Genomic DNA, 14,798 nt, shown 5'->3' on the forward strand with positions numbered 1-14,798 from the left:
GTCTGTGGCTTCCGAGTTCTGAAAACGCCATTTGGGGCGTGACACTGCCCTCTCAACCCTAACGGAAGGACCCTTATGACAAGCCCATTCCAGAACCGCGAGCCACACATCGAGAACAACGAACGTATCCGCACGCCCCAGAAGGGTGTTTTCCTCGCTCTGAACGAGGTTTCCAGAGCGGGTGGCGAAGAGCGTGAGTTCGCGGTCATATTGCCAGTCGGATGTGGCAAGTCCGGGAGCATCACGATATCGCCCTTTGCCTTCCGCTCGCGTCGAACACTGGTGGTCGCGCCAGGAGTGGCCATCGCTCAGCAGTTGGCCAGTGATTTCGACCCGTCCAATCCCAATATGTTCTACCAGAAGTGCGCGGTGCTTGCCGGCGCGCCCTATCCTGAACCTGTCGAAATCCGAGGGACGACGACCAACAGGGCAGACTTGGACGAAGCGCACGTCGTCATTACTAATATTCAGCAGCTCCAGGGCGGTGACTCAAACCGCTGGCTGCGTCAACTGCCGGCCGACTATTTCGACCTGATTCTGGTCGACGAGGGTCACCACGGCGTAGCCGAGAGCTGGCAGGCCCTCAAGGCTCAGTTCCCCGAAGCGCAGATCGTCAACTTCAGCGCGACGCCGATGCGCGCCGATGGCCAGCTCATGGAGGGGCGCGTCATCTACACCTACCCTATCTTCGAAGCGATCCGCGAAGGCTACGTCAAACGCCTTAAGGCCGTGCAACTGAACCCGCGCACGCTCCGTTACGTGCGCCGCGAAGACGATCAAGAGATTGAGGTAGGGCTTGACGAGGTACGCAGGCTGGGCGAGGAAGACGCCGATTTCCGGCGCAGCATCGTAACTTCTACCGAAACGCTGAACACCATCGTGGATGCGTCTATCCGTGAGCTACGCCGGCTGCGCGAGGAAACTGGCGAGGTCCGACTGAAGATTATCGCCTCGGCTCTCAACTACGAGCACTGCCGGCAAATCGTCGGAGCCTACGTCGCACGGGGCCTGCGCGCTAGCTACGTGCATTCGCGAGAGAACGCGCCGGCGAACCAGAGAGTGATGCAGCGGCTGGAAAGCCACGAGCTCGACGTGATCGTCCAGGTGCGCAAGCTCGGCGAAGGGTTCGACCATCCGTACCTGTCCGTGGCTGCCGTGTTCAGCATCTTCAGCAACCTGTCTCCATTCGTTCAGTTCGTCGGCCGCATCATGCGTGTCATTCGGCAGAACGCTCCCGGCGACGTCCTCAACCAAGGCGTCGTCGTGTTCCATGCCGGTGCGAATATCGCCAGACGCTGGGCTGACTTCCAAGAGTTCAGTGAAGCCGACCGCGACTATTTCGACCAATTGCTGCCGGTGGAGCAAGTCGATCCAGATCATGCTCCCGCCGAGCGGCAGATGGAGCCAGTTCCCCATGACTTGGACGGCGTGGAGGTGCGCAGCCAGTCCGATGTGCACGTCGAGGAAATTCCACTTCTGCTGGACGATGAGGCACTGGCGGCCCTTCGCGTGCTGCAGGAGCGGGGCTATACAACGAACGACGTTACGGCTGCTTACCAGACCCTGCAGCCCCTGCCGACAACTCGTGTACGCGAGCGGCAGGCGATGCGTGACGGGCTTCCGATTCGAGTTCGAACGGCAGCTGGACGGATTCTCGGCGAACGGGATATCAACCCGAATGGTCGCGAGCTCGACACCCGTCGTCTCGGTAGGACGAACTTGATTGTGATGATTGCTGCCATCAACAATCAGGTAAATACCTTTGTCGGTATGGGAACGGGGCAACGGCACGAGTTCTCGCGCGAGATGCACGAGCGGATTGACCAAGGATTCGACGGCATTCTCGCGGTAGCCGTAATGGAGGTGTTCGGTGGCAATTAAGTCGCTCGTTACCCATGTCGAAATAGACACCGCTGGCAAGGCCCATAACTGTCAAGCCAGTGCCAAGCACCGTATCGAGAAAGGCGATGTGCGCCTGAAGGTCAGAAACGGTCGGAGCTGGGATCACTACTGTCTGGACTGTGCGAAGAAAATAATTGAACGGGACATAGAGAAACTCAAGGCGATCCAAGATATGCGGCCTCCTGCGTAGCTGTTATCGAAAAACGAAAAGGGGGACTGATTTATTCTAAGAAAATAAATCAGCCCCCTTTTTCTATTAATAAATCAGCCACACGCAAGTAAGAACAACATGCAAGAAACAAAACCTGGCCCACCTGTAAAAACTTTAAAAAGATAGCTATTGCAGCCATTGTATTATTGCTTTGGGGCCTTTGTTTTTTTATATATCCTGGGCTTCTCGCATTTCAGCACGCACGATTTTAATGCGTGAAATCCCCGAGTGGACGACATACCTGCTGTGCGGCGCCGTTGTTGGAGTTATTTTTGCTGGCAGGACGTACTACAGCCGCCCTACCGAAAAATTGGCGAAACGCGTAACAAATTCTTTTCTTGGCGGTTTCTGCTTAAGTTTCTTCTTCTCTCTCCATGCTTATGATGTCGGCACTTACCTTCTACCTAGTGAAATCGTCAATTACGAATCAACGTATGAGATAACCTTTCCAGGGCCTGCCATCGGAAAGTACAGTCGCTGCGAGGCAGGCATCTGGATAGAGGACCCGAACACACATCGCAGGATTCAACTCTGCACAACAAAGGCAGACCTGTATGAGAAGAAAAAACAGGCATGGATGCCGTATGGGTGACGGCTCGTACGAATAAATTAGGTTCTTAAATTATTGGTTATGCATTTTTTTATAGTCAGCATGTCAGTGAAAACTGACGCGACTTAGCATTATCTTACATACTTTTCGAACTCAATCACCTGGATGATCATCAAACTGAAATTTTTGTAGTACTAGCAACAAAGGGGGGGGGGACGAATTAACTTACAGATAATGCCCCCCGCCTTTTATAAACTAGCAAGCAAGTGTAACTGGCGCCTGACCCGGTTATGAATAAGTCACACGAATCCACTCGCGCAGCCAAATGATGCCATTTTCAAGCTTGATACAGTCCAATTGGACAAGTCGGTTGATCGCAGACGCGTACTGACTGTTGGTCAATGGGGGCAGAGCGTAGTGAACCCTGAGTTCGCTGACGCGCACGAACCCCTCCGACTCAGCGATCTTGCTCTCCCCGTCTCGATTCTGCCAAAGCGCGAGTATGGTTACAGCTTCGATATCAGAGAACTCTTCCACCGCTCCACGCCAAACCTTGTTCCAGATGTAGAGACCAACAAGGACGATGGCGACTTGCGGCGCGACTGGCAGTGACGCTGCACCGAGACTGGCAAGTGATACGTCGGGGACAATATCGAGCAACTTCCTCCAGTTCAGCACGACGTTGCCAGGCTTCCGGGAACGTGCTTTCGGTGAATCGAATAGCGAGTTGATCGTAATCAGCCCGATCGTAAACTCAGGTGCTTCGGGCGGTGTGATGCTAGCGAAAGCATTCACCAAGCGGAGTCGAACCTCATCCGTAAGGATCGCTCCAACCGGGTCGCGCGCCGCAACGCTTAGAAGCTGTTTCCGTTTTGCAAGTGCTGCGTCTTTGTCGTATTCCATCACGAAAGGGTGTCCTCTAGGTATTAGGCCTAGTGCTCAGGCAAAAGGTCTGTCTTTATAACCGGAATGAACCGGCTTGAGACAATACCCGGAGCACCCCGCGAAGGTCTATCGCGAAATATCGCTATTGGCCGTCAGCGGTGGTTAGCAACCAACAAAGTAATCCTCGATTCTTGTCATGGTGAAAATGGCTGACTCATGTTCCTAAAACCAAAAATCTGCGATTTAAACATCCACGTTTAAAACCTCTTGCCGCAACCTCCCCAAGGCTACAACGCCTTGCGTCATTGCCTACGACTACGCCAGAATCCGCCGGCTTGTGCGTCTACGGCGCGGGTCTTATCGTTTCCCGGTCACTGAAAAACAGTGACGGGGTTTGGTAGCCCCGGATTATCGTAGGTTGCATAAGCATCATGATGTGCGGTGTCTGAAAGGCTCTGCGTCATGGTGGTCATGCACAGGGCGTCTTCGGGCGCGCCGGTTCCTACGTCCCGGTCTACCAACCTGAGCATGGCCGCCACCCATCGTTTGGTAGCGAGAGTGTCGGCTCCCATTTGACGATGTAGGAGTTTCACCATGATCAAACCAACACCCAACCCACCCGAAACCGACCCAACCTCCCCCTACGAATCCCCCAACTCCAAAAAACTCCACGACGCCGCCGAGCGCGCGCTGGATCACTACCTCTTCCCCGCCGCCGGGGTCATGTCGTCCTGTAACGAACCCGAGCGGATGTACCTGGCCAATCCGAAGTACAACACCGAATGTTTGCTGGCCAATGCCAGCGAAACCCTGAGTTCTGCGAGCGAGATGCTCAGTAACTTCGCCGCCCTGCTCGATCCCTCGAACCGCAAGACGGCGCTGGGTATTGCGCAGGTGGTGATGATTGCCGAGCTGGCGGTGATCAGGCGCTGGATCACGTCGAGGTCGCGTAACCGGTCGGCGTCTGTAGAAGCAGTCGGTGGCTGCTTCTACAGCGCTATTCGTTGAGCGCCTTTTGTTGCGGGAACGGATGCGATTTCGGCAGGTATGCGATACCTTGCGGCCCCGAAACCGGCTTGTATTCATGGAGGAAAAATGCGGATTTACATTACAGGGGCTTCGTGTGCGGGCGTGACCACGCTGGGTCGAAACAGCGTTGACTCGATGGCGGCGGATGTCATTCGTGCGTTGCCGCAAGCATGAAGCTAAAACCACTACTCATCAGCCTTCTCTGCTGCATCAGCTCCCCATCCCACGCAACCGACGTCCCGATCAAAGAACACATGCCCTTTGTAACCGCACGAAAGGCCTTGATCAAAAACGGCTGGAAGCCGAGCCCGACCTACACAGGTGAATACGGGGTCGAAAACATCCTCCAGAGAAAGGGCTTCACTGAAATCGAGTCGTGCACGGTTGGTCTTCAATTCTGCAGTTTCAACTACGTCAGGAACGGCGTCTGCCTGGGTGTGGCGACTGTCGGGGAAGAGGTCAAAGACATGAAGGTCTATTCCTGGAGTTTCAAATGTCCTGAGCAGGATTGAGGCTCTTTAGAACGCCTCAATCCTGCTGCCGCACCATGACTGACAGCCCTTACCAAGATCAGGTGTCGGATTGATGGGCCGACCAGTGTTTCATTTCTTCTGCAATGAAGTGGTTTACCAGGTCACGGTACATCTGCTCGATTGCATCCGGGCTCAAGCCCTCAACTTCGGCCCACACGCGTCGTGTTGCCAACATGGCCTTGAAACGCTCCGGAGCACGCACGGAAGTTGCTGAGGTCTAGAAAAGGGGACTGATTTATTTTCTGAGAAATAAATCAGTCCCCTTTTTTGGTCCTTTTTTAAGCTTCAGTGTCATGTCGCGGCACTACGCCAAGGGCTTCTCTGGCCACGAATATCGCTTTACCGGTGACAAAGACTCGGTAGCGAGGGTCATGTTCACCACCGTAAGGAATTTGATCAGACCAGCTCACTACCCCTAGCTTTTTGAGCTCGTGCTCCAGGGCCATGGCGTTATCTTGGGACTTAAAGAAGCCAACACAGTGGTCATGACGCATTGCCACGATGTATTTGAAGAAAAAATCGCAGGCTTGGGACTCACTGTCGGAGACATGGATTGGCGGTGAATCTTCACCTCGTTCCGTATAACAAACCTGCCACTGCTCGCCCTTGCGGCTCAGATAAAAGGCGTCGGAAGCCGCGCCACGCGAGCCGATGGCAAAACTGGACGGGTTGCATCCCTCTTCTAACAGGCGCTCTGCGAGCTCTCGTGAGTTCATTGCTTCCAAAAGTTTGTCCTCGATGCCGGCAAATGGGGGCAAAACGGCAGGCGCTATTTCACCTTCGTCGCGTCACTGCAGCGCAATCCTACACCGCCATCCACAATAGATTTACTACGCCGACAACGCTCCGAGCAGTAGCGCACGTCCTCCCAGCAGCGAGCCCATTTCTTCCTCCATGTGAATGGAAGGCCGCAGGTCGCGCAGGTTTTGACGGGCAGCACACTCTTTTTCACAACGACTCACCATCGTCCAATTGCTTGAGCAACCACTCGCCGCGTTGCCAAAGCGCCTGTTGTTTGGAATCAGGCATGCGGTCGAGGTTTTTGTAGATCATGCTCATGCGTTGATTGCCACGCAGTCGGTCGCCGTGACGCATTAGAAAGTGCCAGTAAAGCGAGTTGAAAGGGCAAGCTTCGTCGGTGGTGCTTTCGCTCACTTTGTAGGCGCAGCCACGGCAATAGTCGGACATGCGCTTGATGTATTGGCCGCTCGCACAATAGGGTTTGGAACCGAGATAGCCGCCATCGGCGTGCATGACCATGCCCAGTGTATTGGGTAGTTCTACCCAGTCGAAGGCGTCCATGTAGATCGCCAGATACCACTCACATATTTCACTCGGTGCGATACCGGCGAGCAGTGCGAAGTTGCCGGTCACCATTAGTCGTTGGATGTGGTGAGCGTAGGCATGTTCCAGGCTCTGGCTGATAGCCTGGCGCATGCAGTTCATCTGCGTTTTGCCTGTCCAGTAGAACTCTGGAAGCGACCGCGTATTACCAAAGGCATTTCCCTGGGCATAGTCAGGCATCTTCAGCCAGTAGACGCCTCGGACATACTCACGCCAGCCGATCAGTTGTCGAATAAAGCCTTCGGCGGCGTTGAGTGCAATGTTGCCGGACCAATACGCAGATTCCACATCGCTGCAAAGCTGGCGAAGATCCAGCAAGCCGATATTAAGTGCCGCGCTTATACGCGCATGAAACAGAAACGGCTCATCGCTGGCCATGGCGTCTTGATAGTCGCCGAAGGCTGCCAGGCCCCAATCGAGAAAGTAATCCCACAGGGCCTGAGCTTCGGCGTGGGTGACCGGATAGTCGAACGTGTCGAGGGCGCCATAGTGACCGGAGAAGTTTTTGGCAACTAACGCAAGCACATCCCGGGTGATTGCGTCTGGCGTAAAACGGGCTGGCGAAGGCGGCCTGACACCCTTGGGCAAGGCTTTGCGGTTTTCCGCATCGAAGTTCCAGGCGCCTCCGACCGGGCTGCCGTCGCCATTGAGTAACAACCTGCTCTTGCGGCGCATCTCTCGATAAAAGAACTCCATGCGCAGCTGTTTTTTGCCCTGCGCCCAGTGAGAGAAATCGGCACGTGTGCAAAGAAAGCGACGATCGGAATGCCACGTGATCGCCAAGCCACAGTCCCTGATTGAATGCTCCAGTCGCCAGTCACCGCACTCCGTGACGTGGAGTTCATCCGATTGCAGGCGTGACTGCCAGCGGTGCAACTCGCTAGGCACGGATCCAGTGTTTTCCGGATCATCGAGCGTTACGTACTGCACCCTGATTCCCCTCTGCTGCAACGCTTCGGCGAAGTGACGCATGGCGCTGAAAATCAGGACGATCTTTTGCGGGTGATGAGGAACATGGCTGGCCTCTTCCATCACCTCGACCAGGAGCACCGTATCGCGCTCTTGATCCAGCCCCTGCAGCGAGGCGAGGTCGAAAGATAACTGGTCGCCCAGGACGAGGCACAATCGGCGAGTCGTATGCATCAATCAGGTTCCAGTTGACGGGGAGCATGAGGGCCCGACGATTTCGTGGATTAAATCCACGCAACGTTTTTCAAGAAGGGAGACCTGAATTCTTGTACAAGAATTAAGAAATGTACAATTTTATCGCAGGGTATCGGCTGGGACACGCCAAGCGCTTCACCAAAACCAATACGGCAAAAACTTCGGCGTGGGCTCGATCATGAGTTCCAGGTGGTAGGTGATGGGGTTGAAGAAGAACATATCCAGTATCAGAAAGGCCCCTACCCCGAACGACAGCGTCATGAACTCACGGTAGCGATGCTCGACGAAGTACTCGCGTTTGGCATGGTAGAAGCTCAACAACGCAAACAGTCCAAGGCCTGCGCCCAGGTAGTTGGGCTGCAATGGGACTTCCGCAAAGTTGTTGTACACGAGCACCGATAACAGCAGGCCCAAACCCAACGCCGGCAACTTGAGACAGAACTGCATCAAGCCGTTTTTGGCGCGGACGAATGCCGCTTCATGGCTGACAAAGAGGTAGGCGGCCAACAGGGAAATGGCCGGGGTGATTGCCAGTATGTAGCGCGCTTTCTTGGAGCTTGGAATCGTGAACAGTACCAGCAGCACCAACAGCCACCCGGTTAGATAAAGCAGCAGGTCGATGTCTTTATCGCGGGTCGAGCGGAAGAACAGTTTGTACTTCTTCAAAATCACATTGATGGCGTAAAACACCGTGAACCCGTAGGTAAACAGGCCTGCGGAGAAGTAGAAGTAATAGCGCGGTGCGTGGTCGGAGCCGAAGCGCCCTATTCCTTGCATGTTCAGGACTTCAACGAGAAACGCTTGCCCCCCTTGCAGGTACGCGGCCCAGGCCAGCAGCACAACTCCGGCGGCCAGAATCAGGCCGGAGAGGAATGAAAACAACAGCAACATGCGCCATTGGCGGCTCAGGAAGTAATAAGCCCCGATGACACAAGCGGGCCCGATCAAACCGATAGGCCCACGAAACGCAAAGCCCAGCGCCAGCCCCACGAACAGGAACACCAGGCGACGCGGGTCTTTTTTCAACTCGGCCGAATAGGCAACGTAGAAGCAGATCAATGTGAACAGGGCCGGATAGATATCAAGTGCCAGTGAGTTCACGCCGTCCAGAAAGGCCCAGGTCAACAGGCTGAAAAGTACGCCGTAAGCGCCCCACTTCTTGCTGTGCAACGCCCCGAGCCGATAAATGAACACCATCATCAGGGAGGCGGCAATGCAGGAAGGCAGGCCCATTGAGAGTATGGAGACGCGGCCAAACGGCAAGGAAGCCAGATAGACCAGTAAGGTGTTGAGGACCGTATAGTCGGGATACGGTTTGAGGTCGTCGGCAATGGGAAACAGCGTGACGCCGTTCGCCAGCATGTAATCGGCGAAGTCGACAAAGCGTGTTGTGTAGTTGAGGACAGCGGGTTTGTACTGCAACACCATGAATACGGCCAGTGTCATGAAGAAAATGCTCAGGCATGGATTTCTTGTAATCAATCCCTTCAACATGCCAGCCCGCCAAGTGCGCTCTACAACAAGCGGGGCATCATATCGATCCATCGGTAACCCTTTAGTGAAGTTGTTCTTTTTGGCTCCAGTCCGGAAAGCGCGCTAACGCTGAAAATGAAGTCCTGCTCTCTGGAAAGTTGAGTTTGAGCCTAGTCCACGACATGGACTATTCAAGCAGCACGCTCCCCAACACTTCCTGAACGAGACTAACGAAAGTCAATAAAAAGCCCGGCCAGACTCCTTCGTCACTGACGAAGAGTATCTAGCCGGGCTTTTTGCAGTTCAGTTATTGGTTATTGACGGTGATGTAGGGGTCCCAAGTGCGGTCCGGGCCAATCTGGTTAAGGTCACGGTCGTACAACGCGAAGGTGATGGTGTACCAGAGTTTTCCCGGGTTCAGAGCAGTAGCTTGCCACAGGGAGTACGTCACATCGGTTTTGGAAACACCGCCGGGCGCAGGCTTGTTCAGATAGATCACTACACCGGGCACGTTGAAAGAGACCGGTGTCGAGATGGTGCCTTTGTAATCGCCGCCCAAGTGGGGATCGCCAGGCTGGACGTTTTTGATCTGTGCGATGCGGTCGAAGTTGCGCGACAGCGTGGTGGCACGCCAGCGGATGTTGTCGCCGGTTTTGACGTCGATCCACAACTCGTTACCACCTTCGCCGGTATTACCGCCGGAATGGGGGTCGACGGCATCGCGCGTCACCAGCATGGAGATCGCACCGCCTACGTCATTGGGATGGGCCAGCAGGTAATCGGCATCGACGTTGACGAGCACGTCATAGGTGTTGGTCGCACTGGACATTTTGCTGCTCCTTGTTGGAATGGCATGAACGACCGCGCCCGCAAAGGCTGTCCGGCTCATCCGGTCCCTGGATGCGGTCTGCGGAGAACGATAGGAGATGGCTTTATGGTGTCAACGTGCAATCAGTTGACGCGGGATAAACGCGGTGTGACGCGGAGCGACCAAGGCTTTGATTTACTTCTCTACCAGCCAATTTCCTCATCATTTTTTGGATGTTCACTGACTGCTTGGATTGGCAAAGGCGCACAGTCGTTGTCGGCAAGTGCGTCATGGCATCCTGCAAGTTGAGCGACCCGCCTGGTTAACTTAAGGTGATTACGCATGACTACACTGCACCGCGCCGCGCTGGCGATCGCCAATACATGCGTGCCGTCATTACAAAAAAAACGAGGCCGGTTTTCGCCACGACCGCGCAGAAACGGAAAGGAATTTTCATGGACCGGAAAAAAGACTCATCCGCCACTTCAGATTGGGTAATCCGTAGCGCCCAACCCGGCAGTGTCGAGCGGATCGAGGCGTGGTTCGGCAGCCACGGCTACGACCCGCACCGCCACGACACCTACTCGATCGGCCGTACCTTGGCAGGCGTGCAGAGTTTTCACTACAAGGGTTCGTTGCGCCATGGGGTGCCAGGCAACACGCTCGTGCTTCACCCTGACGAACTTCATGATGGCATGGCCGGCACCGACGCGGGTTTTCGCTACCGTATGGCTTACGTTGATCCGGCATTGATCCAGAACGTCCTGGGTGGGGAACCCCTGCCCTTCATCACCAGCGGGCTGTCGAACGATCCACGCCTGTACCATGCCAGCGAAGCGTTCGTGCGAGCGGTGGATCATCCTCTGGAGACGCTGGAAGAACAGGACGCCCTGTATGACCTGGCAATCGCGTTGCGTCTCGTCGGGGGCAAACCTCGCGGCCGCAAGCGCCTTGATTACCGCTCAACCGAACGCGCCAGAGCGTTTATCCTGGAACATCTGCACGTGGGCATCACGCTGGAGATGCTCGAACATGCCAGCGGACGCGAACGCTGGAGCCTGTCACGCGACTTCAGGACGCTCTACGGCACCAGTCCCTACCGATTCGTCACCCTGCGCCGCCTGGATCGCTTTCGCGAATTGATCCTTGACGGCTTCGCATTGGTTGATGCTGCCCTCGCCGCAGGTTTCCACGATCAGAGTCACATGACGCGACATTTCACGCGCTGCTACGGCGTCCCTCCCATGCGTTGGCTGGAGCGTTTACGGCTCGCACGCTGACTTGCAGGATCGTACAAGAACACTCGATTCACTGTTCTATAGGCTGACGACTCCAACTATCCAGAGGGTCCGTCATGCCTGAGTCCCGTCACCAACAAGTATCGCTCCCTATAAATCTGACGCATAAAGCTTCGCTGATCGAACAGCAATGGAGCCCGAGAGTTGTCGCGGAAATGAACGACTACCAGTTCAAGGTAGTGCGAATCGAAGGCGAGTTCATATGGCACTCTCACCCTGAGACCGACGAAGCGTTTCTTGTGCTGGAAGGCACCTTGCGCATCGATCTGCCGGAGGGCTGCGTCCATGTGAATCCCGGCGAACTGTATGTGGTGCCACGCGGCATCGCACACAGGACCGGCGCGCAAGGTGAAGCAAAACTTCTGATGATCGAACCACGAGGCATTTTGAACACGGGCCATCAAGATGACGAACGAACGGCGTTGAATAACGTCTGGATATGATTCGGAGATCCGACAGCAACCGCCCGGACGCATCGACAGATCAATGTCATCGGCAGACGGCACGCTGAGGCGAAGACATTGAAAGGGACTGATTTATTTGCAGATAATAAATCAGTCCCCTTTTTTACCTTTCATCTTCAAGCCTATCAACATCGACCTATAAAAATGAAAGCATCTGTCTTCTCTTTACTGACCATTTTGTTGCTCACTCAAACCACACCCTCCTTCGCAGACAACATCAACGGAAAAAATCTCTACTCACAGAGATGCGCCGTGTGCCACGGACCCGATATCAAGGGAACCGGGCCATTGGCCCATAAAAGCAGTCCTCCGACACCTGACCTGACGACGCCCGCCTTCAAGAAACGACTGAGTGATTACCCGGGCGTAATCGTGTCTTCGATCATCCTTCGCCCGAACGGCGACCTGATTCCAAAAACCTTGCGCGAGAATGGTGTAAAGATCCCGCCGCACGCCTGGAGCGTCCGCGACTTTCGCGATTTGAATCAGTACATGAACGATGTCATTTCAAAAAAGCAGCACTAAGCCGGGCAACAGTACCCTTCAGCCTTGATCAGTCTTTTTGTCGGTGCCTTTTATGTTTTCAATCAGGTCAACGACATAGTCCTGATTGAAGCCCGCCACGAATGACCAGAACAGCAACTTGGCGTAGGCCGCGTACCCTTCCGCATGTTGGCAAAAAATATCGTTGAAGATTTGCTTCAAACACTGCGGATCGTCGTCCGGAACGATCACCGGAAACAGATCGCCCCTGATAACGCCGGAAAGGAACAGGAGATACAACAGCCCCGCCAGTATCCCGCCGATGAATGAAGGCAGTATCAAAGCGAACCATGACTTGGCGAGGTTTTCGATTTCCGGATCGGTGAGTATCGACAGTCGTCTGTGAAACCCAACGTAGCCCCCGATATTCCCGGCGATACAAACGATAAACGGCACTTTGTAGTCGGGCAGACTGTAAGTGACGGCAATCGCCAGCAACAACAGGGCTATGAAAATCCAGAATATCCGCTTCCAGATGATGTTCAGGTCTTCCTGACGATTCATGATCAGCTCCCTGATCTTGATCTTGTGATGATTTTTAGACGATAGGCGAATCCCGTCGCACGCATGATTAAAAGGGGACTGATTTATTTTAAGGATTAATAAAAATAAATCAGTCCCCTTTTAAGTAAAAATAAATCCGTCCCCTTTTAAAGGTCCCGCACCTTCGCGGCGTATCGGAAGCTGTCGGTAATGGCCGCTCTCAGCCCAACCGCATCGACACTTCAATGTCATCGGCAAACGGCACGCTGATGTAGCCGTTCTCTGGTGAACGCACATAAGTCAGGTATTCCGGGCAGTAATCGGTGTTGTCGGCCACCACCAGTGCGCCGGGGCGTAGGTGTTTTTCAACCAGCGCCAACACGTCGCCATACAGCGCCTTGGCGCCGTCGAGCAGGAGCAGATCGACCGTTTCCGGCAAGTTGCTCGCCAGGGTCACCAGCGCATCACCTTCGCGGATTTCAATCAGATCACTGACGCCACCCTCAACGAAGTGATGCCGCGCCAGTTCGACTTTCGACGGTTCGAATTCGCTGCCGATCAGCACACCGCCGCCGTTGTCCCGCAGTGCCGCTGCCAAGTGCAGTGTCGACAGGCCGAACGAAGTGCCGAACTCGACAATGAATTTGGCCTGGGTGCTGCGCGCCAGCATGTACAGCAGTTTGCCGGTGTCGCGGGAGACGGGCAGCCACAGGTCCTTGAGCATGCCGTACAGCTCGCGGTACTCGGTTTTGCTGTGCATCAGGCGCTCGCGTTCTTCGTTGGATACGGAATTCAAAACCGGACTGGTGGCGGCGCTGGCCTGGGTGTAAAGACGTTCGATCAGGCTTGCCAGGGGTTCGGTGGTCAAGGATGTCATGGTGGTTTTCCGTCAGTTGAGGGCTAAAATGCGAATGATTCGTCGCGTTTAAATGATGCGAGCGAATGGCCCGATTCGCTATTCGCATTCCCTCTTCACGCCTGAGCCGACCATGACCGACCGCCAGACTGCCCGTATTTCCTCACGCAAACAGCCACAGCAGGCACGCTCCGCTGAGTTGGTTTCGGCGATTCTGCAGGCCGCTATTCAGGTTTTGGCCAAGGAAGGCGCTGCCCGATTCACCACAGCGCGGGTCGCAGAGAAAGCTGGCGTGAGTGTTGGCTCGCTGTATCAGTACTTCCCGAACAAGGCGGCGATCCTGTTCCGGTTGCAGAGTGATGAGTGGTTGCAGACCACGGAAATGCTGCAACGGATTCTGCAAAATCGGGAGGCGCCGCCGCTGGATCGTCTGCGCAACCTAGTGCATGCGTTTATCCGATCGGAGTGTGAAGAGGCGCAGATGCGCGGTGCGTTGAGCGATGCAGCGCCGCTTTATCGTGATGCGCCGGAGGCCCATGAAGTGCGGGCGGCGGGCAGGCGAACCTTTGAGGCGTTCATGGTTGAATTGCTGCCCGAGGCGAGCGAATCCACTCGCACACTGGCCTGCGATCTGATCCTGGCCACGCTGAGTTCGGTGGGGAAAGAGTTTTCATTGAGCCCGCGTACTGACGACGAAATCACCGCGCGTGCGGAGGCGATGGCGGACATGTTTCGCGCTTATATAGTTTCGCTCGATGCCAGGTAAAGCTGTCGGTACGCTGTCACCAGTTGTTCCTGGTTGAACGCCAGATTGCGGCCGCTGGGGTTGGGCAGGATCCACACTGCGGCGCCGCCGAACGTAGTGTTTTGCAGCCCCCATTCAATCGACTTTTTCCCGGATAACTCGGCATACGCAGCCTTGCCGAGAAACGCCACGAAGCGCGGCGAATACCGGGCGATCTTGTGTTCGAAACTCGCAGCCGCAGCGGTGAATTCGTCCGCCGATAACTGATCCGCCCGGGCTGTCGGGCGCTCGACCACCGCAGTCAGCCCGCTGTGAAATTGCAGGATCGAGCGGTCGTTTTCCGGACTCACCTCATGCGGTGTGAACCCGGCCAGGTGCAGCGTGCGCCAAAAGCGGTTGCTCCTCCCGGCGAAGTGATGCCCCTGCTCCGCCGCCAACAGACCGGGGTTGATACCGCAGAACACCACGGACAGGCCTTCGGTCAGGATGTCTTCCAAACCCATACAAACC

General features: G+C 55.2%; 16 protein-coding genes and 2 pseudogenes. 8 read left to right on the forward strand and 10 right to left on the reverse strand.

What is annotated here, in order from left to right:
* The first annotated feature begins 75 nt into the window (after positions 1–75).
* The gene (locus JJN09_RS07050) at positions 76–1,881 is read left to right on the forward strand and encodes a DEAD/DEAH box helicase (RefSeq protein WP_249486438.1); all 1,806 of its coding nucleotides are present in this window, start codon (positions 76–78) and stop codon (positions 1,879–1,881) included.
* Positions 1,882–2,324: 443 nt separating this feature from the next.
* A complete protein-coding gene (locus tag JJN09_RS07055) occupies positions 2,325–2,705 on the forward strand; it encodes a hypothetical protein (protein ID WP_249486439.1) in 381 nt (126 codons plus the stop codon).
* A 246-nt stretch (positions 2,706–2,951) separates the two neighbouring features.
* On the opposite strand, the gene JJN09_RS07060 is transcribed toward JJN09_RS07055, so the two are convergent.
* Positions 2,952–3,566, reverse strand: coding sequence for a hypothetical protein (locus tag JJN09_RS07060; protein WP_249486440.1), 615 nt, complete (start codon positions 3,564–3,566; stop codon positions 2,952–2,954).
* Positions 3,567–4,142: 576 nt separating this feature from the next.
* On the opposite strand from JJN09_RS07060, the pseudogene JJN09_RS07065 reads away from it, so the two are divergent.
* A pseudogene (locus JJN09_RS07065) lies at positions 4,143–4,501 on the forward strand (hypothetical protein).
* 246 nt (positions 4,502–4,747) lie between these two features.
* A complete protein-coding gene (locus JJN09_RS07070) occupies positions 4,748–5,089 on the forward strand; it encodes a hypothetical protein (protein ID WP_249486441.1) in 342 nt (113 codons plus the stop codon).
* Positions 5,090–5,147: 58 nt separating this feature from the next.
* Here the strand turns inward: JJN09_RS07070 and JJN09_RS07075 are convergent.
* The 6 genes and pseudogenes from JJN09_RS07075 to JJN09_RS07100 all read right to left on the reverse strand — a co-directional run.
* Positions 5,148–5,327: pseudogene (locus JJN09_RS07075) on the reverse strand (chorismate mutase); the annotation flags it as partial.
* A gap of 61 nt (positions 5,328–5,388) precedes the next feature.
* Positions 5,389–5,835 carry an SPOR domain-containing protein gene (locus JJN09_RS07080; RefSeq protein WP_249486442.1) on the reverse strand — a complete coding sequence of 149 codons (447 nt, stop codon included), beginning with the start codon at positions 5,833–5,835 and terminating at the stop codon, positions 5,389–5,391.
* 44 nt (positions 5,836–5,879) lie between these two features.
* Complete coding sequence (locus tag JJN09_RS07085) at positions 5,880–6,062, reverse strand: DUF2256 domain-containing protein (RefSeq protein WP_249486443.1); 183 nt, start codon at positions 6,060–6,062, stop codon at positions 5,880–5,882.
* Positions 6,059–7,597, reverse strand: coding sequence for a cryptochrome/photolyase family protein (locus JJN09_RS07090; protein WP_249486444.1), 1,539 nt, complete (start codon positions 7,595–7,597; stop codon positions 6,059–6,061). Before JJN09_RS07090 ends, JJN09_RS07085 begins: the two co-directional genes overlap by 4 nt.
* A 156-nt stretch (positions 7,598–7,753) precedes the next feature.
* Positions 7,754–9,064 (reverse strand): ArnT family glycosyltransferase, encoded by a 1,311-nt coding sequence (locus JJN09_RS07095; protein WP_368388982.1) that lies wholly within the window; start codon positions 9,062–9,064, stop codon positions 7,754–7,756.
* Between the two features lie 334 nt (positions 9,065–9,398).
* Positions 9,399–9,920, reverse strand: a complete 522-nt coding sequence (locus JJN09_RS07100) for an AidA/PixA family protein (protein ID WP_249486446.1) — start codon at positions 9,918–9,920, stop codon at positions 9,399–9,401.
* A gap of 434 nt (positions 9,921–10,354) precedes the next feature.
* Between JJN09_RS07100 and JJN09_RS07105 the strand changes: the two genes are divergently transcribed.
* From JJN09_RS07105 to JJN09_RS07115, 3 genes are all read left to right on the forward strand, one after another.
* Positions 10,355–11,179: an AraC family transcriptional regulator gene (locus JJN09_RS07105; RefSeq protein ID WP_249490765.1), complete on the forward strand. Its 825-nt coding sequence runs from the start codon at positions 10,355–10,357 to the stop codon at positions 11,177–11,179.
* Between the two features lie 74 nt (positions 11,180–11,253).
* Positions 11,254–11,640, forward strand: a complete 387-nt coding sequence (locus JJN09_RS07110) for a cupin domain-containing protein (RefSeq protein ID WP_249486447.1) — start codon at positions 11,254–11,256, stop codon at positions 11,638–11,640.
* Between the two features lie 165 nt (positions 11,641–11,805).
* On the forward strand, positions 11,806–12,186 hold the full coding sequence (locus JJN09_RS07115; protein ID WP_249486448.1) for a cytochrome c: 381 nt from the start codon (positions 11,806–11,808) through the stop codon (positions 12,184–12,186).
* 18 nt (positions 12,187–12,204) lie between these two features.
* On the opposite strand, the gene JJN09_RS07120 is transcribed toward JJN09_RS07115, so the two are convergent.
* Positions 12,205–12,708: a hypothetical protein gene (locus JJN09_RS07120; protein ID WP_249486449.1), complete on the reverse strand. Its 504-nt coding sequence runs from the start codon at positions 12,706–12,708 to the stop codon at positions 12,205–12,207.
* Positions 12,709–12,907: 199 nt separating this feature from the next.
* A complete protein-coding gene (locus tag JJN09_RS07125; protein WP_249486450.1) occupies positions 12,908–13,564 on the reverse strand; it encodes an O-methyltransferase in 657 nt (218 codons plus the stop codon).
* A gap of 112 nt (positions 13,565–13,676) precedes the next feature.
* Between JJN09_RS07125 and JJN09_RS07130 the strand changes: the two genes are divergently transcribed.
* Positions 13,677–14,309 (forward strand): TetR family transcriptional regulator, encoded by a 633-nt coding sequence (locus JJN09_RS07130; protein WP_249486451.1) that lies wholly within the window; start codon positions 13,677–13,679, stop codon positions 14,307–14,309.
* On the opposite strand, the gene mug is transcribed toward JJN09_RS07130, so the two are convergent.
* Positions 14,282–14,791, reverse strand: a complete 510-nt coding sequence (gene mug / locus JJN09_RS07135; RefSeq protein WP_249486452.1) for a G/U mismatch-specific DNA glycosylase — start codon at positions 14,789–14,791, stop codon at positions 14,282–14,284. The genes JJN09_RS07130 and mug overlap by 28 nt on opposite strands.
* Positions 14,792–14,798 lie beyond the last annotated feature (7 nt).

The sequence above is a fragment of the Pseudomonas sp. HS6 genome, from assembly GCF_023375815.1.
Taxonomy (GTDB): Bacteria; Pseudomonadota; Gammaproteobacteria; order Pseudomonadales; family Pseudomonadaceae; genus Aquipseudomonas.